Origin of the sequence: Actinomycetospora lutea, assembly GCF_028737205.1 — a bacterium.
GTDB classification, from domain to species: domain Bacteria; phylum Actinomycetota; class Actinomycetes; order Mycobacteriales; family Pseudonocardiaceae; genus Actinomycetospora; species Actinomycetospora lutea.
Genome location: NZ_JAQZAL010000011.1, coordinates 136,659 through 157,901, shown reverse-complemented (window position 1 = coordinate 157,901; position 21,243 = coordinate 136,659). Strand labels below are relative to the sequence as shown.

Here is a 21,243-nt window from a genome sequence, read left to right as displayed (position 1 = left end):
GGCCGGAGGTCACCGCGCGCACCGACCTCGGGTCCCTGGTGCGGGGCGAACCGCTCCGCGGACCGTGAGCGCGTGGACGAGGACGGACGTCGGCACGGGCGCGTGCCGACGTGGGCACCGGCGCTGCTGCGGGCGTGGATCCCCGTCGTCGCCCTCGCCGAGCTGGCCGGGTTCGCCCTGCCGGCGGTGGTGGGTGTGCTGACGGCCGGGGCGCCGACGACGGTGTCGCTGCCCCTGCTGGTGGCGGCCGGCGCGGTGGAGGGGGCGGTGCTGGGCGCGGGGCAGATGGCCGTCATGCGCCGCGTCCTGCCCGCGGTCTCGGCGGTCCGCTGGGTGGGCGCCACCGCCGTCGCGGCGGCGCTGGCCTACCTGCTCGCGCTCCTGCCGTCGGCGGCGGCGCCGGTGCTCGCGACCTGGCCGGTCCCGGTCGTGGTGGTCCTGGTCGCCGTGCTCGCCGTCCTGGTGCTCCTGGTGCTCGGCCTCGCGCAGTGGCTGGAGCTGCGCCGCCACGTCTCCCGCGCCGCGACCTGGATCGGGGTCACGGCGCTCGCGTGGCTGCTCGGACTGAGCGTCTTCCTCGCCGTCGCCACCCCGCTCTGGCACCCGGGGCAGTCGGCCGTCGTGGCCGTGGCGATCGGTCTCGGCGCCGGCGCGCTGATGGCGGTCGCGATGGCCGCGGTCACCGGGATCGGGCTCGTCCGGCTGCTCGCCCGGGACCCCGGGCACGCCGGGACCCTCGCGGTGCCGTTCGGCCCTGGGGACGACGGGACGCCTCCCCGAGGATCACCGGGGTGACCGGTGCGCGAGGAGGAGCGCTCATGAGGACGTCCGCGGACGAGGACCACCGCCCGACCGTCGTGGTGGGTGTCGACGGCTCGCCCGGCTCGCGAGCCGCCCTGGTCGACGCCATGCGGTCGGCCGCCGAGCGGGGCGCCCGGCTCCGGGTGGTCGCGGTCTACGAGCCGCCCGAGTGGCGCCTGCCGGCACCGCCGACACCGCTGCCGAGTCGCGCCGAGATCGAGGAGTCGCTGCGCGGGGCCGTCGGGGAGATGGTCTCCGACGTCGCCTACGAGCTCGGGGGCGAGCACCTCGTCCGTCCCGTGATCTCCGTCGACGTCGAGCCCGGCGACGCCGCCGAGGTCCTGGTCGCCGCGGCCCGTGGCGCCGACGAGCTCGTCGTCGGGCACCGCGGCCGCGGGGCGGTGGCCAGCGCGCTGCTCGGCTCGGTGGGATGGGGCTGCGTCCTGCACGCCCCCTGCCCGGTGCGGGTCGTGCCCGACGGGTACCCGGCACCGGCGCCGACGGGGTCCTGATCACCCGGGACGTTCGACCCTGCCCGCCGTCGCCGCGAGGACCCATGCTGGGCCGGTGGAACCCGCCGGACCACGCCCGCCGAGGGAGCAGAGGAGGACGCCGTGATCTCGGTGTTCCTGGTCGACGACCACGAGGTCGTACGGGAGGGGGTCGCGGCGCTGCTGGACGCGCAGGACGATCTCGAGGTCGTGGGTGGAGCGGGATCGGTGGCCGAGGCGCTCGCGCGCGTGCCCGCGGCGCGGCCGCAGGTGGCCGTGCTCGACGTGCGCCTGCCCGACGGCACGGGGATCGAGCTGTGTCGCGAGCTGCGGTCCCGGATGCCCGAGCTGGCCTGCCTGATGCTGACCTCGTTCACCGACGAGCAGGCGATGTTCGACGCGGTGCTGGCGGGGGCGTCGGGCTACGTGATCAAGGACGTGCGGGGCAACGACATCGTCAACGCGGTGCGGGAGGTGGGGTCGGGGGGCTCGTTGCTCGACGGCCGGGCGGCGTCGGCGCTGATGTCGCGCCTGCGGACACGGGCCGAGACCCCGGACCCCCTGGCGGAGCTGACGGTCAAGGAGCGGGAGGTCCTGGGCTACATCGGGGAGGGCCTGACCAACCGGGAGATCGGCGAGCGCATGTTCCTGGCGGAGAAGACCGTCAAGAACTACGTGTCGGCGCTGCTGGCGAAGCTGGGGATGCAGCGTCGGGTCCAGGCCGCGGTGCTGGCCAACAAGGTCAAGTCCGAGGGCGCGGGCCCGGGCTGAACCGCCCGCGCGGCGACGACGAGCCCGGACCGGCGGGACGTCGGCGTGGCACCGGCCGACACCGACGTCAGACGACCGGCTCCGTGCCGACCGCCCGGTCCACCAGGTCGACCAGGGCCGCCGCGATCTCCCCGACGGGCAGGACGAGGTCGACCGCGTCGTCACGCCCGATCGCGGCCTCCGGCATCGCGAAGTGGGCCGAGGACGCCCGGTCGGCCGCGAGGACGATGCCGCCGAGGTCGTGGACCGCGACCGCGCCCGTCGCCCCGTCGTTGCCACGCCCGGACACCACGACCGCGATCACGTGAGGGCCGGCGGTGACGGCCAGGGTACTGAGCAGGAGGTCGGCCGAGGGGCGGTAGGGCGGGGGCCCGTCCGAGTCGACCAGGACCACCGTGCCGCGCGCGGTCGCGAGCGCGTGCCGTCCGGCCGGGACGACGAGGACCGTGCCCGGGGCCACCGGCTCGCCGCTGCGGATCTCGCGGACCGCACGGTGGCAACGGTGCTCGAGGACCGGCGCGAGGACGTTGCCGGTCCGCGGGTCCTGGTGCAGCAGGACCAGGATCGAGGCGGGGATCGTCGACGGAAGCGGATCGAGCACCGCGACCACGGCCTCCAGGCCACCGGCCGAGCCGACGATGACGATCACCGGAGCGATCACGGGGTCCTCCTCGGGGCGTGTGCGCGTCCGCGGGGGACACGACCACGGTGGCGCGGACGGGCCCCCACGGACCACGGCCGCCGGCCCCGCCGTCGCGGGACCTCCGGCTCTGGCCGTTCCGGATCCGGCACGACGGGCGACCGGGACGGCGGGCCGGGACCGAGGCCCCTCCCGACCGGGACCCTCGCCCCTGCCCGCCACGGCCTCCGGGCGGGCAGCGTCTGCTCATCATCCAGACGAAGGAGGCGGGTCGAGATGACGACCGTCATGGAACGACGCAGGACCGGCTGGGACGTGGTCCTGGGCATCCTGCTGCTGCTGGCCGGGTTGGTCGTGCTGGCCAACGCCGTGGTCGCGACCTTCCTGTCCGTCCTGCTCCTCGGATGGTTCGCGATCGGTGCCGGCGTGGTCACGCTCGTCGGCGCGTTCGTCCGCCGCGAGTCCGGCGTCTCGTGGTCGGCCGCCCTCGGGGGCGCGGTGCTCATCGTGCTGGGCGTGATCATGGTCCGCGACCCGCTCGCGGGCGCGGCCGGCCTGACGTTGCTGGCGGGCGCGCTGTTCCTGGCCGTCGGGCTGACGCGGCTCTTCGCGGCGTCGCAGGTGCCGTCGGCGCGGGTGGTCCTGGTGGTCAGCGGGATCCTGTCGATCCTGCTGGGACTCATCGTGCTGTTCAACCTCACGATCGCGGTGCCGTCGCTGCTGGGGCTGCTGCTGGGCATCCAGATCGTGGTCGAGGGCGCGACGATCCTCGTCGCGGGACGGATGCGGCCCGGGCCGGCTCGCTGACGACCGACCCCTCGATCGTGCTCCCCGGCCCGTGCCGCACGCCGCGTCACGGGCGCAGGCGCCCCATCTCCCGCCGGATCCGGTCCTCGGTCACCGGGTCCGGGCGGTAGACGTCCCAGGCGTTCGCGGCCAGCCCGACGCCCCACCCCAGGATGGGGAAGATCGGCCAGAAGAACATCGTCGTGCCGATCACCACCCACATGATCACGAGCATCGTGTTCACGAGCAGGTAGACGAGCACGTGGGTACGGAAGTCGGCGCGCTTGCGCAGGCGGGTGACGGCGCGTACGCGCAGCTCGTCCTCGGGCGACTTCGGTTCCTCGTCGGCGGTGGGTGCGGTGCGTTCCTGGTCGTCGGTGGTCATGGGGACCTCCTCTCGGGTCGTCCCGGACGGTCCGACGCCGCCGGGGGACGGAGAAGGGCCACGTGGAGCCGGTGCCGTCGCCGAACGCCTCGGACGGACGGGACCCTCGACCCTGACCGCGCGCGGACGGGCCGCGTGACCCTGGCTCCGCGACGAACCGAGGAGGAGACGATGCTCGAGACGGTCCCGGACGTGCCCGCCGGCATCACGGCGATCGAGGCGGTCGGCACGATCACCGCGGAGGACTACGCGGAGATCGTCGGCCCGCTGCTCGAGGACGCCCACGCGGAGGGGCGCCGGCTGCGCATCCTGCTGCACCTCGGCCCGCGGTACGAGGGCTTCACCGCCGGCGCGGTGTGGGAGAAGGCCGGGGTGTGGATGCGCCACCCGGGCCTGTGGCACGAGATCGCGGCCTACGCCCTCGTGAGCGACATCCGGTGGGTCGGCGATCTCGTCCACCTCGCCGGGGTCCTCCTGCCCTTCCCGATGCGCGTCTTCGGCGATGACGCGTTCGACGAGGCCGTCGCCTGGCTGGAGTCGCTGCCCGAGCACCCGGGGGACGGGGTCGCGTCCGGGTCGGCCAGGAGCCGCTCGGCCCCCGGTCGGGAGCCGTAGGACCCGGGCCCGGGGGTGCGGGCGGCCCTGGTCCGGGGCGCCGTCCGGCCCGACGCTGCAGCCCCACGGGCCGGAACGGAGGAGGGGTGCGGCATGCGGGCACAGGTGGGTGACTGGCTGATCGTCGAGGGGCTGACCGACGCGTCGTCCCGGCGGCAGGGGCAGATCGTCACGGTCGACCACGCGGACGGCAGCCCGCCGTACTGGGTCCAGTGGCTGGGCGACGACCACAGCAGCCTGGTCTTCCCCGGCCCCGACGCGCGGGTCGAGGCGCACCCCGTGCACCACGACACGCCGGGCGGAGCGGGGCCGGGGCGGTCCTGACGGAGGGCCCTCGGCGGCTCGCCGATCTCGCGACCATCGCCCCGGGCGTCGGGGCCGGATGACCCGGGCGAGCGAGGCCCCCGCGCCGCCATGCTCGGCGGGGACGTGACCGCGGGACGGAGGGACAGCGCGATGGACGAGGAAGCCGACAGGGACTCGGGAACCGCGACGACGGCCGAGGGAGCCGGGCCCGGCCGGCCGGTGGTGGTCGGTGCCGACGGTTCGGAGTCGGCGTTGCGGGCCGTGCGCTGGGCGGCTCGTGCCGCGCGGTCCACCGGACGGGGCCTGCTCGTGGTGTCCGCCTACGGCGGCGTCGACCCCAGCCTGGTCGCCGACGCCGCGATGTGGCGCCGCTACCAGCAGGAGCTGTCCGACCAGGCCCGGGCGCTGGCCGGGCGGGCCGCGGAGATCGCCGAGGCCGAGGTGCCATCACTGGAGGTCACCCAGGAGGTCGTGGACGGACCGGCGGCGCCGGCGCTGCTGGAGCGGGCCGGGGACGGGCTGCTGGTGGTCGGCGAGCAGGGCGCGGGCGGCCTGGGCGGGGCGCTCCTCGGGTCGGTCGCCTCGACGGTGGCCGCCCACGCCACGGGCCCGGTCGTCGTGGTGCGCGGGGAGGTCGCCACGGAGGCCGCCGCCCCGGTCGTGGTCGGGGTCGACGGGTCGCCGGCGAGCGAAGCGGCCATCGACTTCGCCGCGGCGGTCGCCGACGCCGACGGGTGCCCGCTCGTCGCGGTGCACACCTGGTGGGACCCCCTGGTCGACTCGGTGCCCGAGGCGTTCGTCAGTCTCGACGCGATCACCGAGGACGAGCGACGGGTGCTCGCCGAGCAGCTCGCGGGGCGGTCCGCGATCCACCCCGACCTGAAGGTGTCGATGGTGGTCACCCGGTCCCGGGCGGTGCGGGCCCTGCTCGAGCAGGCGCAGGGGGCGCGCCTGCTGGTGGTGGGGACGCGGGGCCGCGGCGGTTTCGCCGGGCTGCTGCTGGGCTCGGTGAGCCGTGGGCTGGTGCACCGGGCGCCGTGCCCGGTCGCGGTCGTGCCGCCGCCCGGCGTGCGAGCGCGGGGGCACGCGGGCGCTCGTGCCCACGCCGCGTCGACCTGACGGACCGGGGACCGACCGTCATGACCGAGCGGCGCGGCCCGATCGGTCGCCGGCACGAGGGGCGTGTGGACGGGCGGCGCGCCGTGTGGTGGACCGCCGGGGACGGACCCGTCGTGCTGTTCCTGCACGGCTGGGCGTTGAGCCCCGCGTCCTACCGCGCCGGGCTCGCGCAGCTGGCCGCCCGCGGCGGCCGCGTGGTGGCGCCGGCCCTGCCCGGCTTCGGCGGGACCGGCGAGCTGCCGGCCGCCGCGCACACGCTCGAGGGCTACGCGCGCTGGGTCGTGCGGTTCCTCGAGGAGGTCGGGGTCGACGGCCCGGTCACCGTCGTGGGCCACTCCTTCGGCGGCGGGGTCGCGGTGCGCCTCGCCCACGACTCGGTGGACGTCGTGTCCCGCCTCGTGCTGGTCAACAGCATCGGTGGCGCGGTCTGGGCGGCCGGCCCCCGCGGTGACCGGCTGATGTCGGAGCGGCCGTGGTGGGACTGGGGCCTCCACCTGCAGGCCGACCTGGGCTCCGGCTGGTCGGCGAGCCGGGTCGTCCCCGTGATCGTCTCGGATGCGGCCACCAACGCCCTGCGCAACCCGTTCGCGGTCTGGAAGGTCGCCGAGCTGGCGCGGACCGCCGACCTCCGGGACGAACTGGAGGAGCTGAGGCGCCGCCGGCTCCCGGTGGTCGTCGTCTGGGGACGGCAGGACCGCGTCCTGCCCGCGGCGTCCTTCGCGGCCCTCCGGCTCGCCCTGGGCGACGCGGTCGTCCACACCGTCGAGGGCTCGCACAGCTGGCTCATCTCCGACCCCGACGCCTTCACCGAGGTCCTCACCAACGTCCTGTCCACCAGCGCGCTCCAGCCGTTGGTCGAGAGCGGGCGGGAGGACGGGCTCCCCGAGCCCGACGCCCCGGCGTCGTGACCGCCACCCGACCCACCCGCGGGCATCCGATGATCCGCGGGCGGCACGGTGTCACCGGTCGGGGGTCGGACGTCCCGGCCCTCCGGGGCGTGCGCCCCTGACCGGGAGGCGCTCGCAGAGGGCACGGTCGGAACCGTTCCGGTCGGAGGCGCGGAGGTGGGTCGTGGGCCGTGGTGTGGTGGTCGTGGGGGTCGGCATCGAGCCCGACGAGCGCGCGGTGCGCTGGGCGGCGGCCGAGGCCCGGGACGGCGAGCTCGACGTCCGGCTGGTGCACGCGCTGGTCCTGCCGGTCGGCCACCACCCCGGCTGGGGCCTGGTCGTCGCCCCCGCGCTGCGGGGCCGGGCCCACGACGCGCTGCTCGCCGCCGCGGCGATCGCGCGCGAGGTCGCGCCCGACACCCCGATCGAGACCCGGGTGGTGCGCGGCGGGCCGGTCCCGGTGCTGCGTCGGCAGGCGCGTGACGCCGACCTGGTCGTCGTCGGCAGTGACGGCCTGGGTCGTGTGGGCGACCGCCTGCTCGGGGGCGTGGTCCGCGGGCTGGCGGGCCACATCGACGTGCCCCTCGCCGTGGTGCCCGTCGACTACGACCCCTTCGCCCCCCACGGGGACCACGCGCCCGTGGTCGTCGGCGACGACGGCACGCCCGGCTGCACGGGCGCCTGGCGCTACGCCGCCGACCACGCCCAGCGGCGGGGCGCCGCAATGGTCGCGGTCCGGGTCGCCGGCGGCGACCACGTCGATCGCGCCCTCGTGGACCGGGCCAGGGGCGCGGAGATCCTCGTGCTCGGGGTGGACGACGCGTGGTTCCACCACCGCGCCACGCCGGGCGTCGTGCGGCACGCCGCGTGTCCCGTGGTCATCGTCCCGCCGACCCCGCTCGCCGGCGTCGGCCCCGGGCGGGCGGCGACGGCCGGGCAGGAGCAGTGACCGGCCACGGCCGGCGCGCCGGCCTCACCCCGGTCCCGCCGCGAGGCGTCCGAGCTCGGCCTCGATCTCCCGGGCGAGGACGTCGAGGTCCCCGGCCGTCTCGTCACCGGTGAGCCCGATGGCGAGGGCGTCGCGGTAGCTCAGGACCGCGACCCCGATCCGCAGGGTGCTCCCGACCGGGACGTACGGGATGATCTCCTGCAGCTCGCGGCCGAGGCCGTAGAGCGTCGTCCGGGGCCCGGGCACGTCGGTGGTCACCGTCACCACCGCGTGCTGCGCGGTCCGCGCCGCCCACCGGACACCACCGCCCACCAGGGTGTAGGGCGGGAAGCGGGCCAGGTCGGTGAGCAGCGCCCCCGCCTCGGCCTCGTGCTCGGCCTTGCACCGGCGCAGCTCGGCGATCGTGGCCGCGAGCCGCTCGTCGGGGTCGGCGACGTGGACGGGGAGCCGGGGGAGCAGCAGCGAGACCTGGTTGCCGCGCGAGCCCTCGTCGCCGGGCGCCCGGACCGACACGGGCACCAGGGTCCGGACCAGGTCGGGCGCGGGCTCCTCGCCGCGGGCCAGCAGCAGCGCCCGGAAACCGGCGGTCACGGCCGCGAGGACCACGTCATTGAACGTGCCGCCGGCGCGCTGCCGGGCGGCCCGGACGTCCGCCACGCTCCCCCGGGCGATGGCGAACACCCGGGGGCGGTGCAGGGGGCCGGAGAGGGACGAGGGACCCGCGGGACGCAGGCTCCCGAGCAGGGCCACGGCGCCCTGCAGACCCGCGGCGACCCGTCGGGCGCCCCGGCCCGGGGCGACGGCCAGCGACCCGAGGGCGCGGGCGATCGCGACCGGGAGCCCGGCGAGGCGCCCGGCCGCGCCCAGCGCGAGCGCTCCCGACGAGGGTTCCGGCCCGGGCCCGCCCGCGGCGGGGGCCGCGGGCCGGGGGTCCGGCTCGGTGTCGAGCACGACGCGGTAGAGGTCGGTGCCCGAGACCCCGTCCACCATGCAGTGGTGCACCTGGGAGATGAGCGCCCAGCGCCCGTCCGCGAGCCCCTCGACGAGCCAGTAGCGCCAGAGCGGCCGGTCCCGGTCCAGGCGGGCCGCCATGATGCGTCCGGTGAGCGCGGCCAGCTCGGCGTCCCCGCCCGGGGCCGGCAGGGCCACCCGCACCAGGTGGTGCTCCAGCGCGAACCCGGGATCGTCCACCCACACCGGCGGCCCCAGGTCGAACGGCACCCGGCGGACCTTCTGGCGGTAGCGGGGGATCAGCGGGAGACGTCCGGCGAGGTGGCGGGCGAACGCGTCGGTGGTCGGGGCCGGTCCGGTGAAGACGGCGATCGAGGCGATGGCCATCGACGTCCCGGGCTCGGCGTCCTCGAGCTCCAGGAAGGCCGCGTCGAGCGGGCTCATCGCGACGGCGTTCACAGGGCCCGCTTCAGGATCTTCCCGCTGGCCCCGACCGGCATCTCCTCGCGGAACTCCACCGACCGCGGGTACTTGTAGGACGCGACCCGTTCGCGGACGTACTCGATCAGTTCCTGCTCGTCGGCGGACGCTCCCGGCCGCAGGGCGACGACCGCGTGCACCTCCTGGCCGAGCCGCTCGTCCGGCACCCCGATCACGGCGGCCTCGCGGACCGCGGGGTGGGCGTAGAGCACGTCCTCGACCTCGCGGGGATGGATGTTGTACCCGCCCCTGATGATCAGCTCCGAGGTCCGTCCGACGACGAAGACGTAACCGTCGTGGTCGATGTAGCCCCGGTCCCCGGTGGACAGCCACCCGTCGACCAGCGCGGCCGCCGTGGCCTCGGGGTTCCCGCGGTAGCCGCGCATCACGTTGACCCCGCGCACCACCAGCTCGCCGACGTGGTCGATGCCGTCGGGCAGACGGCGCCCGTCGGTGTCGCGGACCTGGACGTCGACGCCGTAGATGGGCTTGCCGACGCTGTAGACGCGCCGCTCCTCGGCGCTGACGTTGAAGGTGGTGGTCGAGGCGGTCTCGGAGAGTCCGTAGCCCTCGAGCACGACGATGCCGAACGCCTCCTCGACGGCGTCGAGCACGTCCGCGGGCAGGTGGTCGCCCCCCGAGATGCCCACGCGCAGCGGCCCGAGGTCGCGCTTGGTGCGGTCGGGGTGCTCCAGCAGCGCGACGTACATCGTGGGGACGCCCTCGAAGACGGTGACCCGGTCGCGCTCCATCACCTCGAGCGCGCGGCCCGCCTCGAACCGGGGCACCAGCGACATCGTGGCCCCGAACCGCGTGCAGACGTCGAGCTGGCTGGACAGGGCGAAGACGTGGAACAGCGGCAGCGCCACCAGCACGACGTCGTCCTCGCGGATCCCGAACAACCGCCCCGGGGTGTCGGCGTTCATGAACAGCTGGAAGTGGGTGAGCTCCGCACCCTTGGGGCGACCGGTGGTCCCGGCGGTGTACACCACGGCGGCGACGTCGCCGGGGTCGCGCGGCACGAGCACCCCGTCACGGTCGGCGGGCGCGTGCGCGAGCAGCTCGTCGAACGGCCGGCCCGGTCCCTCGCCCAGCACGAACACCTCGTCGATCCCGACCGCCGAGGCGGCCCCGGCCGCCGTGGGGGCGCACCCTTCCCAGGTCAGCAGGGCGCGCGCTCCCGAGTCGGCGAGCAGGTCGGTCATCTCGCGGTCCTTGAGCAGCACGTTCATCGGGACCGCGACGAGCCCGGCCTTGAGGATCCCGAACCAGGCGATCGGGAACTGGGGCACGTTGGGCAGCTGGAGCGCCACGGTGTCGCCGGGGTGCAGCCCGCGGCGGCGCAGGCCCTCGGCCAGCCGGTCCGCGGCCCGGTCGAGCTCTCCCCAGCTCATGCGCTGGTCGTCGGCGATGATCGCGGTGCGATCCGGGTGGCGCCGTGCGGACTCCCGCAGCAGGACGGCCAGGTTCAGGGACATGCACTCCTCCTCGTGGTCACGGGCGCGGTGTCGGCACCCGGTCCGGGGTCGCCGCGGCCCGGTACTGCCCGACGACGGCTCGCAGTTCGTCGCGGAAGGCGGCCACCAGCCGCTGCGCGTCGCCGACCCGGTGGTCGTCGGCGCCGAAGCCGACGCGGACGTGGCCGGCGTAGCTGACGATGCAGGCGGTCATCACCTGGTCGCCGCTGCAGGGCGCCCAGCCGACGATCCCGGTGACCTCCGCGCCGGCGAGGGTCATCGGGCGGCGGGGTCCGGGCACGTTGGTCAGGACGCCGACCGCCTTGCCGGCGAAGTAGTCGCCGACGGTGGTGGCGACGGGGTCGGGGAGGCGGCCCAGGAGCTGCTGCAGCCCGCGCGTGAGCAGCGGTTCCCAGCTGTGGCGCAGGCGCTCGACCCGCGCGTGCACCTCGGCCAGCCGGGCCCGGAACGGCCCGCGCAGCGGGAGCACCACGAGGACGAGGGCGAAGCGGTTGCCCAGGCGCTCCGGGGGGCCCGCCTCGAGCGGTTCCAGGTTGACCGGCACCATCCAGGCCAGGTCGGACGGGGTGGGGGCACGCGCGGCGTCCGCGTGGGCGCGGGCGAGGGCTCCGCCGAGCAGGGCGAGACAGACGTCGTTGACCGTGGCGCCCTCGGCGTGGGCGAGGCCGGCGAGGAGCTCGAGGGCCACCGGGTCGCTCCAGGCGGCGGTCTTCCTCGTGCCCGGCGGGCCGGTCCAGGCGGTGCGCGGGTTCGCCCAGCCGAGCATCTGCAGCGAGTCGACCACGGTGTTGAGGCCGGAGGTCACGACGCCCGCGCCGGCGGCCAGGGCGCGCAGCGGATGCCGCGGTGCGGCGAGCAGGTCCGTGAGCGGGTCGGCCATGCCGTGGGTGGCGACGGGCCGCGTCGCATCGTCCTGGCCGGGCAGCGGGTCGAGGAGCGCGAACAGCAGCCGGGTCATGCGGACGCCGTCGGCCAGGGCGTGGTGGGAGCGCACGACCACGGCGCTGCCCGGGCCGTGCCCCTGCAGCAGGTGCACCGTCCACGGCGGGTGCGCGAGGTCGAGGGGTGTGCTGCGCAGCTCGCCGACGCGCTCCTGCAGGGCGGCCTCGGCGCGCTCGCGCGGCAGGGACTCCGCGAGCACGTGGCGGTCGAGATCGAAGGCGGGGTCGTCCTCCCAGGTGGCGACGGGGAACCACGCGCCACCGGACACCGGGCGGCACCGGAAGACGGGGTAGCGGGCCACGACCCGCTCGGCGAGCAGGCGGCGCAGCGCCTCGAGGTCCACCGGCGTGGCCGTCCACAGGACCGACACGACCCCGAGCACGTTGGTCGACCGATCGAGACGGAGCCACAGACCGTCCTCGCCCGACATCGGGATGTCCCTCGCCATGGGACCGACCGTGCCCCGCGTCGGGCACCGGACCAGGTCCGAACGGCCCGGAACCGGCTTCCCGAGGCCCTCTGGCGTGGCTAGCATCCGCGATCGGGGGACCGACTGGTGGAGGTGCCCCGTGACGAGGGCCGTGCCGGGACAGGACCCGGAAGAGGGCCCGGAACCGTGGCGCCCCGGCCTGCCGATCTCGTTCCGCTCCCCGGCGACCGGGGAGGAGGCACCCTCCTGGCCCCTGTTCGCCACCGACCTCGGGCGGGCGCTCGGGGCCTCCGGGATCAGCGCCGTCGGCCGCTCGATCCTGCGCGCGGCTCCCGCCGGCGACGGCCACCCCGTCCTCGTGATCCCCGGGCTGACCGCCGGCGACCGGTCGACCCGGGTGCTGCGCCAGGTCCTGCGGCACCGCGGCTACCGGGCCCACGGGTGGCACCTCGGGCGCAATCTCGGGCCGACGCCGCAGGTCGTGCGGGGCGTCCCCGCGCGGGTCGCCGAGCTGGCCGAGCGGTACGGACGGACGGTGAGCATCGTCGGCTGGAGCCTGGGCGGTCTCTACGCCCGTGACGCCGCGCGACGGCGGCCGGACGCCGTCCGCGGTGTGATCACGCTCGGGAGCCCGGTCCGCCTCACCCATCCCGTCCAGACCCGCGCGGCGGGGCTCTACCTCGCGGTGGCGTCGCGGCACGTGCCGACGACGGACCTGCCTCCGCCGGAGGCCGCGCTGCCGCCGCTGCCCGTGCCGTGCACCTCGGTGTTCTCGCCGTGGGACGGCATCGTCGCCTGGCGTGCCTGTCTCGAACCCCCCGGCGAGCAGGCGGAGTCGGTCGCGGTGCTCGGCAGTCATTTCGGGCTCGGGATGCACCCGGCCGCGCTGTGGGTGGTCGCCGACCGTCTCGCCCTCGCCGAGGGGCGGTGGCGGCCCTTCTCGCCGCCGCCCGCCCTGCGCTGGCTCTACCCGACGCCGGCTCCGCCCAACGCCACCGTCGAGGCCCCGTCGACTGGCCCACGCCCGGCGACCGCCGCCGGGTGAGTCGATCGTCCCGGTGACCCGCGCCGAGCGTCCCTGGTCATCGGCGTCGCCGTACTCGACGGTCGACGACGTGCCGGATTCCTGGACGGTGGTGTGGGAGGGCTTCGACCCCGACGACGAGGGCCGGCGCGAGGCGCTGTCCACCCTCGGCAACGGGCGGTTCGCCACCCGCGGGGCGGCGCCGGAGGCGGTCGCGGACGGCGTGCACTACCCGGGCACCTACGCCGCGGGCTGCTACAACCGGCTGCGCGACGAGATCGACGGCGTCGTGATCGAGAACGAGAGCATGGTCAACCTGCCCGACTGGCTCGACCTGCGCATCGCGGTCGCCGACGGGGAGCGCGTCGAGCTCCGTGCGGAGGCGGCGTCCGAGCAACGGGTCGAGCTGGACATGCGGCGGGGCCTGCTGGTGCGCGTCCTGCGGTTCGTCGATCCGGGAGGACGGCGGCTCACCGTGCGGCAGCGCCGCTTCGTCCACATGGCCCGCTCCTCCCTGGCCGGGCTCCACACCGTGGTCACCGCCGAGGGATGGTCCGGCCGGCTGCGCATCGAGGCCGGGATCGACGGCCGGGTGGCGAACACGGGGGTGGCCCGCTACCGCGACCTGGCCGGCCGCCACCTGGAGACCGTCGAGACCGGCCGCGCCGACCCGGAGACCCTGCTGCTGACGGCACGCTGCACCGGGTCGCGGGTCCTGATCGCGGAGGCGGTCCGGGTACGGGTCACCGGCGGCACGACCGGGTCGGACGGCTCGCCGCAGCTGTCCGAGACCGCCGACCGGGTGCGTCTGGTGCTCGACCGCGAGGTGCGGGCCGGGGAGCCCGTCGCGATCGAGAAGATCGCCGCGGTGGTCACCTCGCGCGACCCGGCGATCGCGGAGCCGTCGGCCGCGGCGCGGGCACTGGTGGGCGAGGCGCCGACCTTCGACGCGCTCCTCGAGACCCACGAGCTCGCCTGGGACCAGCTCTGGCGGCGGTTCCGGATCGACCTCGTCGACGGCACCCCGAGCACCGGCACCAGCATCGAGACGGTGCGCAGCGTGCGCCTCAACCTGTTCCACGTGCTGCAGACCCTGTCGCCGCACGACCTCGAGCTCGATGCGGGGATCCCCGCGCGCGGGCTGCACGGCGAGGCCTACCGGGGTCACGTCTTCTGGGACGAGCTGTTCGTCTTCCCGCTGTTGACCCTGCGGTCGCCCGGACTCGCCCGGGCGCTCCTGCGCTACCGGACCCGGCGGCTCGACGCGGCACGCCGCGCGGCACGCGAGGCCGGACACACCGGGGCGATGTACCCGTGGCAGTCCGGGAGCGACGGGCGCGAGGAGAGCCAGCGCCTGCACCTCAATCCCCGGTCCGGGCACTGGACGCCCGACACCAGCGCGCTCCAGCGCCACGTGGGACTGGCCGTCGCCTACAACATCTGGCAGTACTACCAGGCCACCGCGGACCTCGAGTTCCTCGCCGACCACGGCGCCGAGGTGGTCCTCGAGATCGCCCGGTTCTTCGCCGGTGTGACGACCTACGACCCGGCCCGGGACCGGTACCGCATCAGGGGTGTGATGGGCCCCGACGAGTACAGCACCCGCTACCCGGGCTCCGACACGCCAGGCGTGGACGACAACGCCTACACCAACGTCATGGCCGTCTGGGTGCTCGCGCGGGCGCAGGACGTGCTCGCCGTGCTGCCGGGCACCCGGCGCGACGAGCTCGTCGAGAGCCTCGGCCTCACCGCGGCCGAGCTCGTGCGCTGGCGCGACATCGGTCGCCGGATGTACGTGCCGATCGCGCCGGACGGCATCATCAGCCAGTTCGAGGGCTACCGGGACCTGCCGGAGCTGGACTGGGAGGGCTACCGCCGCCGCTACGGCGACATCCGGCGGCTCGACCGGATCCTCGAGTCCGAGGGCCGGTCGGTCGACGAGGTCCAGGCCTCCAAGCAGGCCGACGTCCTCATGCTGTTCTTCGTCTTCTCCGCCGACGAGCTGCGCCTGTTGCTCGCCGGTCTCGGCTACGCGCTCCGGCCCGAGGTGATCCCGCGGACGATCGAGTACTACGTCGCCCGCACCAGCCACGGGTCCACGCTCAGCTCGCTCGTGCACGCCTGGGTCCTCGCCCGGGCACACCGCGCCCGGGCTCTCGACCACTTCGAGCAGGCCCTGCGCAGCGACATCGCGGACATCCAGGGCGGCACGACGGCCGAGGGCATCCACCTCGGCGCGATGGCGGGCTGCGTCGACCTCCTGCAGCGCTGCTTCGCCGGGCTGGAGACCCGGCACGACGCGTTGTGGTTCAACCCGCACTGGCCGCGCCGGTTCGGACGTCTCGAGTTCGCGCTGCAGTACCGCGGGCGGGCGCTCGCGGTCGTGGTCTCCGGCCGGGACGTGCACGTCGCGGTGGAGCCGGGCCCGGGCGGGCCCGTGCGGGTCGGGTGCGGCGAGGACGTGCGGGCACTGCGGCCCGGCGAGTCGGCCCGGTTCACCGCCGTCGGCGTGCTCGAGGAGGACGAGCCGCCGCTCGGGCAGCCGGTGCCGTGAGCCGAGCCCGGGGTCCTGCTGGGCGTCAGGACGCGTCGTCGGGCGGCGGGACGACGGTGACCGGGCAGGGTGCGGCGGCCAGGCAGTGGAGCCCCACCGAGCCCAGCAGCAGGCTGCCCACCGCGCCGCGGCCCCGGTGGCCGACCACCAGCCGATCGGCGCCTCGCGCGGCGCGGACCAGCACCTGTGCGGGGTGACCGGGCACGACCCGGACGTCGACGTGGGGCCGGGACCGCAGCCTGTCGCGCAGTTCCTCGAGCACGTCGTCGACCTCGTCGCGTGCCGACCGCCGCGCGGCCTCGAGGATGCGGTCGGGGGCGGGCAGGGGCACGGCGGGCCACGCCCCGGTGCCCCAGGCTCCCAGCTCGGCCTCGGAGAGCGGAGCGGCGATGACCTCGAGGACGTCCCCGGCGCGATCGGCCGCGAGGACCGCCTCACGCAGCGCGGCACGCGAGCCGGGCGAGCCGTCGACGCCGACGACCACGCGGCCGTGCTCCGGCCGTGTCGCCGCGGATCGCTGCTGGGCGTCGGAGGACGTGGACACGGTGGTGCTCCTCTCCGGAGGGTGTGCCGTCGGCGGGCGCCGCCGTGCCGGCGCGCCCGACCCTCGCGACGTGCGGGGTGCGCCGACGACGATCCCGCACCCCGCGTCGTCGTGATCAGGGCCGGAGGTCCTTCCGGAGGTCCCGTCGCGCTGGGCCGCGCGTCGCGCGGGACAGGGGCCCGGCGCCCGTGCCGCTCCGCGGGCCCCCGGGGCGATGGTCGTCCTCGGCACGGATCGAGGAGGCGACGATGGGTACGACGGGAGCGGTGCAGCGGGCGTTCGCCCTGTTCGTGCCGAAGCGTTCGGCACTGCGGCGGGGCAGCGACCGTGCCGAGGTCGCCGCGCGGTGGGTCCTCCTGATCGTGGGCCTGCTCGTCGTGCCGGTGGCGCTGACGGTCGGCACGCAGGTCACCGCCGACCTCGCTCCGCAGGTCGCGGCCGAGCGCGCCGAGCGTCACCAGGTCACGGGTGAGGTGCTGGCGGCGCCCGACCCGGCGACCGCGTACCGCACCGACGTCGTCCCCGACGCCCTGCGGGCGCCGGTGCGCTGGATCGCGGCCGACGGCACGCCCCGGGAGGCCCTGGTGCCGGTGTCGGCCGGGGCGCGGCCCGGCGATCCCCACGTGCTCTGGGTGGACGCCGGCGACCGGGCCACGGACGCCCCGAGGCTGGCCGACTACCCCGCGGCGCAGGGCGTCCTGGCGACGCTGGTGATCCTGCTCGGCGACCTGGTCCTGTCCCTCGTCCTGCTGACGGGCCTGCGCCGGGTGCTCGACCGGGTGCGCCGACGGCAGTGGGAGGCGGCGTGGCGCCGGTTCACCGGGCCCGACCACGAGAGCACCCGCTGATCGCCTACCGCGGGAAGACGGTGTTCCGCACGGCGCGGACCACGTCGTCGAGCTCGGCGACCTGCGCGAGCAGCTGCTCGCGTAGCGGTGCGTCGGCGGCCGAGGCGCTGCTGGTGAGCGCCAGCCCGACCCGCTGCACCCGCTGGAGCACGTGCTCGGAGAGCTCGAGCACGAGCCGCTCCCGCTCCTCGAGGTCCCGGACGGCCTCGCGGTCGCGCCGGCCGCGGGCCAGCTCGATGGCCGTCGTCGCGTGGGCGGCGAAGCCGTGGAGCATCTCCGCCTCGAGCGCCCCGAACACCTCCTCGCCCGCCGGCCGGGTCAGGGTGAGCACGGACCGCGTGCCCGGTCCCCCCAGCGACGTCGACAGGGGCACCGCGAGGACGGAGCGGACCTCGGGGGCGCGGTCGACGACGGTGGTCGTGCGGGGATCGGCCGCGGCGTCCGCGATGAGCACGGGACCGCCCGCGTCGAGGGCGGCCTGGGTGATCGAGCCGGCGGTGCCCGCCGAGCGCCCCGCCCAGTCCGCGACCCCGCCGGCCGCGGCGGTGACGTGGGCGGTCCCGGGGTCGCTGTCGGCGATCTCGGTGACGGCGGCGCCGTGCGCGCGTGCCACGTCCACCGCCGTGTCGAGCAGGTGCTGGAGCTCCGCCTCGGGCCGCATCTCGCCCGACAGCAGGCTGCGGGCCAGCTCCGCCGACGCCGCCTGCCAGCGTTCGCGGCGCCGGGCGGACTCCAGCAGCACGGCGTTCTCCACCGCGATCCCGGCCGCCCCGGCCAGCGCCGTGAGCAACTGCTCGTCGTCGGGGGTGAAGCCGCCCGCGTGCGTGCTCTCGGTGACGTAGAGGTTGCCGTAGACGGTGCCGCCGGCCAGCAGCGGCACCCCGAGGAACGAGTGCATCGGCGGGTGGTGCTCGGGGAAGCCCACCGACGCCGGGTGGGTGGCGAGATCCTCCAGACGCAGCGCCTTCGGGTTGTCGATGAGGCTGCCCAGGACGCCCTTGCCCTGCGGCAGCGCGCCGATGCGCGCGACCGTGGCCCGGTCCATGCCGATGTGGACGAAGCGGATGAGTCGGCTGTCGCGCACGATGCCCAGCGCGGCGTAGCGCGCGCCGACCAGGGCCCGGGCGCTCTCGACGATGCGCTGGGCCAGGGTGTCGAGCTCGAGCCCCGCCGTGATGTGGTGCGCGGCGTCGAGCAGCCCGCGCAGCCGTCCCTGCGTGAGCTTGACCTCGCTCGCGCGGGCGATGAGCTGGTCGAGGAGATCATCGAGCTCGAGCCGGGCGACCGACGGGAAGGCGAGCCCGCCCGACGGCGTCTCGGGTGGGGAACGGTCAGGCACAGCACCTCGCTGGTACTTGCGGACGTCAGGATCTCATCGTGCTCTGGCCGCATCGCGTGTCAAGTGGGCGAACCGCGAATCACCGAGTGACGGGCGCGACGCGGATGCGGGCGTCGAGGAGCCGGCAGGCGTCCTGGGTGCACACCACGGGGTTGAGGTCCATCTCGGCGATCTGGGGCAGGAGCTCGGCCAGCCGTGCGACCCGCGCGATCACCGCCCCCAGCCGTGCGCGGTCGACCAGCCGCGCCGCGATGCCCCGGCGCAGGGGCAGCTCGTCGAGCAGCTCCTCGAGGTCCGTGGTGGTCATCGGGACGAGCCGGTGCCAGCGACGGTCGGCGACGTCGGTGCCCGTGCCCCCGACGCCCGCGGTGACGAGGGCGCCGAAGTCGGGGTCGCCGGCCACCCCGACGAGCATCTCGACGCCCGGCGGGACCATCGGCTGGACCACGGTGCCGCGCCACGCGTCGCCGAAGCGCGCGCGGAATCCGTCCACCGCGGCGCGGACGGCGTCGTCGCCCCGCACCGACAGGGCGACCCCGCCCCGCTCGGACTTGTGCACCACGCCGTCGGCGACGACCTTCAGCGCCACCGGCCCCTCGAGGCCCCGGGCCGCGTCGACGGCCTCGTCCACGGTGCGGGTGACACGCCCGGCGAGCAGGTCGAGGCCGGCGGCGCCTAGGAGTGCCGCGCAGTCGTCGGGGTCCAGCCAGCCGCCCTCCGGGGACCGGGCGAGCGCCGCGGCGGCGACCGCTCGGGCCGCGGGGAGGTCCACCGGGTGCTCGCCGGCGGGCAGCGGCCGGCCGGGGTCGCGGGCCAGGTCGGCGCCGCGCCGCACGAGGTGGGCCAGGGCGCGCACCGCGTCGGCGGGGTCGGCGAACGACGCCGCGCGGGGGAGACCGGCCGTGTCGCTCACCATGGTGGTCCGGGGCCGCTGACCGATGGCGACCGCGACGACGGGTACGGAGCGGCGTCCGGGAGCGGCGAGGACGTGGCCCAGGCCCGCAGCGGGGTCACCGAGCGCGGTCGGGCACGCGACGGTGACCACCGCGTCGATCTCCTCGGCGTCCCGCAGCACCTCGAGGCACGCCGCGAAGGTCGTCGCGTCGACCGCGGCCGTGGTGTCCACCGGGCCGGCGGTGGCGGCCGTCGACGGGAGCAGGGCGGCGAGACGCTCGCGGGTGGCGGTCGACAGCGGGGGCACCCGGAGGCCGGCCGCGACACAGGCGTCGGCGGTGAGCACGTTGGTGCCCCCGGCGTTGCCGAGCACCGCGATCCGGTCGCCGGGAGCGGGCTGGCTCCAGCAGAGCGCGGCGAGGGCGCCGGCGAGCTCGCCGAGGTCGTCCACCGGCTGCACGCCCGCCTGGCGGTAGAGCGCGTCCCGGCGCACCGCCGGTGTGGCCGACGCCGCGGTGTGCGAGGCGGCCGCCCGTGCCCCGACCTCGCTGCTCGCCGCGCGGACGGCGAGCACCGGGACCCGGGCGGAGAGGCGGCGGGCCAGGCGGGAGAAGGCGCGGGGGTTGCCGAAGGACTCGACGTGCAGGACCGCGACCTCGGTCGCGGTGTCCTCGGACCACCAGGCCAGCAGGTCGTTGCTGCTCACGTCGTAGCGGTCACCGACGGAGACGAGGGTGGACAGGCCCAGCCCGAGGCCGCGCAGCGCCTCCAGCACGGCGATCGCGACGCCGCCGGACTGGGCCACCACGCCCACTGGACCGCGGGGCGCGGCCCGCGGGGCGAACGTCGCGTCGAGACGGACGTCCTTCTCGGTGTTGATCACTCCGAGGCAGTTCGGTCCGACCATGCGCATCCCGTGCCGGTGCACGGCGTCGAGGACGGCCCGGTCGACGGCGGCGTCCGCGAGGCCGGAGGTGAGGACCAGGACCGCCCGTGTCCCGCGTCGCCCGCAGGCCTCGACGAGCTCGGGCAGGGTCGCGGGCGGTGTGGCGAGCACGGCCAGATCCGGCGCCTCCGGCAGGAGGTCGACGGAGCGGACGGCGGGCACCCCGGCGATCACGGACGCGTGCGGGTGCACGACGTGCAGCGCACCGGCGTAGTGGCCCGCGACCAGCGCGTCGAGGACGGCGCGTCCCACCGACCCGGGGCGCCGGCTGACCCCGATCACGACGAGCGAGCGCGGTCGCAGCACCGGCCCGAGCCCGGCGCTGGCGGCGTGCGCGGCGCGGGCGAGCGCAGCCGCGGTGTAGGTGGTGCCCGCGGTGCCGGCGGCGGGATCGTCCGGGTCGGGCAGGGTGATCGCGACGTGGAGCGAGGGGCCGTCCTGGCGGCGCTCGACGGGCAGCCCGAGATCGGCGAACACGCGCCGCATCGCGGTGTTCTCGGCGAGGACCTCCGCGGTCCACTCCCGGATGCCGCGTCGCGCCGACTCCTGCACGGCGCGCTCGAGCAGCGCCGTGCCCACCCCGTGCGCCTGCATGCGGTGGCTCACGGCCAGCCCGATCTCCGCCTGGCGCGGATCGCCCGGGGCCGGCGCGAGGTGCACCGCGCCGACCAGCTCGGCCCCGAGGTAGGCGCCCCACATCTGCTCCGCCGTCGCCGCCTCCGTGGCGTACTGCTCCAGGCCGTCCCGGGACACGGTGGCGAAGCGCAGCCAGCGGTCCCGCGCGGGCAGGTCCCGGTGCAGCCGGGCGAGCGCCCCGGCGTCGGCGGCACCGAGCGGGCGCACGTCGACGGCGGTGCCGTCGGCGAGCAGCACCCGCTGGTGGAGGGCGTTGGTGGACCGGTCGACGACGCTCATGCCCTCCATCCCAGACGCGCCGTGCCCGCGCGCGGCAGGGTCGTCGGGCCGTGGTGCGCGGGACCACGGCGCCCCGCGGTCGGCGCGACCCCGGCCGCGGATTCGTCGTGCCCGGGACCTCAGTCCCTGGCGGGCGGGCTCGCGGGCG

20 protein-coding genes are annotated in these 21,243 nt (G+C 76.2%); 12 read left to right on the top strand and 8 right to left on the bottom strand.

The features are described 5' to 3' along the window. The first annotated feature begins 72 nt into the window (after positions 1-72). From PHK61_RS14330 to PHK61_RS14320, 3 genes are all read left to right on the top strand, one after another. Complete coding sequence (locus PHK61_RS14330; RefSeq protein WP_274281665.1) at positions 73-795, top strand: hypothetical protein; 723 nt, start codon at positions 73-75, stop codon at positions 793-795. Between the two features lie 23 nt (positions 796-818). Continuing rightward, complete coding sequence (locus tag PHK61_RS14325) at positions 819-1,313, top strand: universal stress protein (RefSeq protein ID WP_274281664.1); 495 nt, start codon at positions 819-821, stop codon at positions 1,311-1,313. A gap of 102 nt (positions 1,314-1,415) precedes the next feature. Beyond that, a complete protein-coding gene (locus PHK61_RS14320; RefSeq protein ID WP_274281663.1) occupies positions 1,416-2,063 on the top strand; it encodes a response regulator transcription factor in 648 nt (215 codons plus the stop codon). Positions 2,064-2,130: 67 nt separating this feature from the next. Here PHK61_RS14320 and PHK61_RS14315 read toward each other — a convergent pair whose 3' ends face one another. Further along, positions 2,131-2,724 (bottom strand): chemotaxis protein CheB, encoded by a 594-nt coding sequence (locus PHK61_RS14315; protein ID WP_274281662.1) that lies wholly within the window; start codon positions 2,722-2,724, stop codon positions 2,131-2,133. Positions 2,725-2,979: 255 nt separating this feature from the next. Between PHK61_RS14315 and PHK61_RS14310 the strand changes: the two genes are divergently transcribed. Further along, complete coding sequence (locus PHK61_RS14310; RefSeq protein WP_274281661.1) at positions 2,980-3,510, top strand: HdeD family acid-resistance protein; 531 nt, start codon at positions 2,980-2,982, stop codon at positions 3,508-3,510. 46 nt (positions 3,511-3,556) lie between these two features. Here the strand turns inward: PHK61_RS14310 and PHK61_RS14305 are convergent, their stop codons facing one another. Next, a complete protein-coding gene (locus PHK61_RS14305; RefSeq protein WP_274281660.1) occupies positions 3,557-3,874 on the bottom strand; it encodes a 2TM domain-containing protein in 318 nt (105 codons plus the stop codon). Between the two features lie 171 nt (positions 3,875-4,045). Here PHK61_RS14305 and PHK61_RS14300 point away from each other — a divergent pair, with 171 nt between their 5' ends. The 5 genes from PHK61_RS14300 to PHK61_RS14280 all read left to right on the top strand — a co-directional run bounded on the left by PHK61_RS14300 (position 4,046) and on the right by PHK61_RS14280 (position 7,750). Then, entirely contained in the window at positions 4,046-4,489 is a 444-nt protein-coding gene (locus PHK61_RS14300) for a SpoIIAA family protein (RefSeq protein WP_274281659.1), read from the top strand. 93 nt (positions 4,490-4,582) lie between these two features. Continuing rightward, a complete protein-coding gene (locus tag PHK61_RS14295) occupies positions 4,583-4,813 on the top strand; it encodes a DUF1918 domain-containing protein (RefSeq protein WP_274281658.1) in 231 nt (76 codons plus the stop codon). Positions 4,814-4,945: 132 nt separating this feature from the next. Then, positions 4,946-5,914: a universal stress protein gene (locus PHK61_RS14290; RefSeq protein ID WP_274281657.1), complete on the top strand. Its 969-nt coding sequence runs from the start codon at positions 4,946-4,948 to the stop codon at positions 5,912-5,914. A 20-nt stretch (positions 5,915-5,934) separates the two neighbouring features. Beyond that, positions 5,935-6,822 carry an alpha/beta fold hydrolase gene (locus PHK61_RS14285; RefSeq protein ID WP_274281656.1) on the top strand — a complete coding sequence of 296 codons (888 nt, stop codon included), beginning with the start codon at positions 5,935-5,937 and terminating at the stop codon, positions 6,820-6,822. Between the two features lie 163 nt (positions 6,823-6,985). Continuing rightward, entirely contained in the window at positions 6,986-7,750 is a 765-nt protein-coding gene (locus PHK61_RS14280; RefSeq protein WP_274281655.1) for a universal stress protein, read from the top strand. A 24-nt stretch (positions 7,751-7,774) separates the two neighbouring features. Here the strand turns inward: PHK61_RS14280 and PHK61_RS14275 are convergent, their stop codons facing one another. From PHK61_RS14275 to PHK61_RS14265, 3 genes are read right to left on the bottom strand one after another with little or no spacing between them, the layout of a single operon-like run. Beyond that, positions 7,775-9,145, bottom strand: coding sequence for a wax ester/triacylglycerol synthase family O-acyltransferase (locus PHK61_RS14275; protein ID WP_274281654.1), 1,371 nt, complete (start codon positions 9,143-9,145; stop codon positions 7,775-7,777). 11 nt (positions 9,146-9,156) lie between these two features. Continuing rightward, positions 9,157-10,659, bottom strand: a complete 1,503-nt coding sequence (locus tag PHK61_RS14270) for a long-chain-fatty-acid--CoA ligase (RefSeq protein ID WP_274281653.1) — start codon at positions 10,657-10,659, stop codon at positions 9,157-9,159. 16 nt (positions 10,660-10,675) lie between these two features. After that, positions 10,676-12,049, bottom strand: coding sequence for a WS/DGAT domain-containing protein (locus PHK61_RS14265; protein WP_274281652.1), 1,374 nt, complete (start codon positions 12,047-12,049; stop codon positions 10,676-10,678). A gap of 121 nt (positions 12,050-12,170) precedes the next feature. On the opposite strand from PHK61_RS14265, the gene PHK61_RS14260 reads away from it, so the two are divergent. Both PHK61_RS14260 and PHK61_RS14255 read left to right on the top strand, forming a co-directional pair. After that, positions 12,171-13,076: an esterase/lipase family protein gene (locus PHK61_RS14260; RefSeq protein ID WP_274281651.1), complete on the top strand. Its 906-nt coding sequence runs from the start codon at positions 12,171-12,173 to the stop codon at positions 13,074-13,076. A gap of 70 nt (positions 13,077-13,146) precedes the next feature. Further along, positions 13,147-15,609: a glycoside hydrolase family 65 protein gene (locus PHK61_RS14255; protein ID WP_274281650.1), complete on the top strand. Its 2,463-nt coding sequence runs from the start codon at positions 13,147-13,149 to the stop codon at positions 15,607-15,609. Between the two features lie 25 nt (positions 15,610-15,634). On the opposite strand, the gene PHK61_RS14250 is transcribed toward PHK61_RS14255, so the two are convergent. Continuing rightward, positions 15,635-16,153 (bottom strand): universal stress protein, encoded by a 519-nt coding sequence (locus PHK61_RS14250; protein WP_274281649.1) that lies wholly within the window; start codon positions 16,151-16,153, stop codon positions 15,635-15,637. Positions 16,154-16,401: 248 nt separating this feature from the next. Here PHK61_RS14250 and PHK61_RS14245 point away from each other — a divergent pair, with 248 nt between their 5' ends. Continuing rightward, positions 16,402-17,001 carry an Rv1733c family protein gene (locus tag PHK61_RS14245; RefSeq protein WP_274281648.1) on the top strand — a complete coding sequence of 200 codons (600 nt, stop codon included), beginning with the start codon at positions 16,402-16,404 and terminating at the stop codon, positions 16,999-17,001. Between the two features lie 4 nt (positions 17,002-17,005). On the opposite strand, the gene PHK61_RS14240 is transcribed toward PHK61_RS14245, so the two are convergent. Together PHK61_RS14240 and PHK61_RS14235 are read right to left on the bottom strand one after the other, a co-directional pair. Beyond that, a complete protein-coding gene (locus PHK61_RS14240; protein ID WP_274281647.1) occupies positions 17,006-18,340 on the bottom strand; it encodes a GAF domain-containing protein in 1,335 nt (444 codons plus the stop codon). A 79-nt stretch (positions 18,341-18,419) separates the two neighbouring features. After that, positions 18,420-21,095, bottom strand: coding sequence for a bifunctional GNAT family N-acetyltransferase/acetate--CoA ligase family protein (locus PHK61_RS14235; RefSeq protein WP_274281646.1), 2,676 nt, complete (start codon positions 21,093-21,095; stop codon positions 18,420-18,422). Positions 21,096-21,243: the final 148 nt, after the last annotated feature.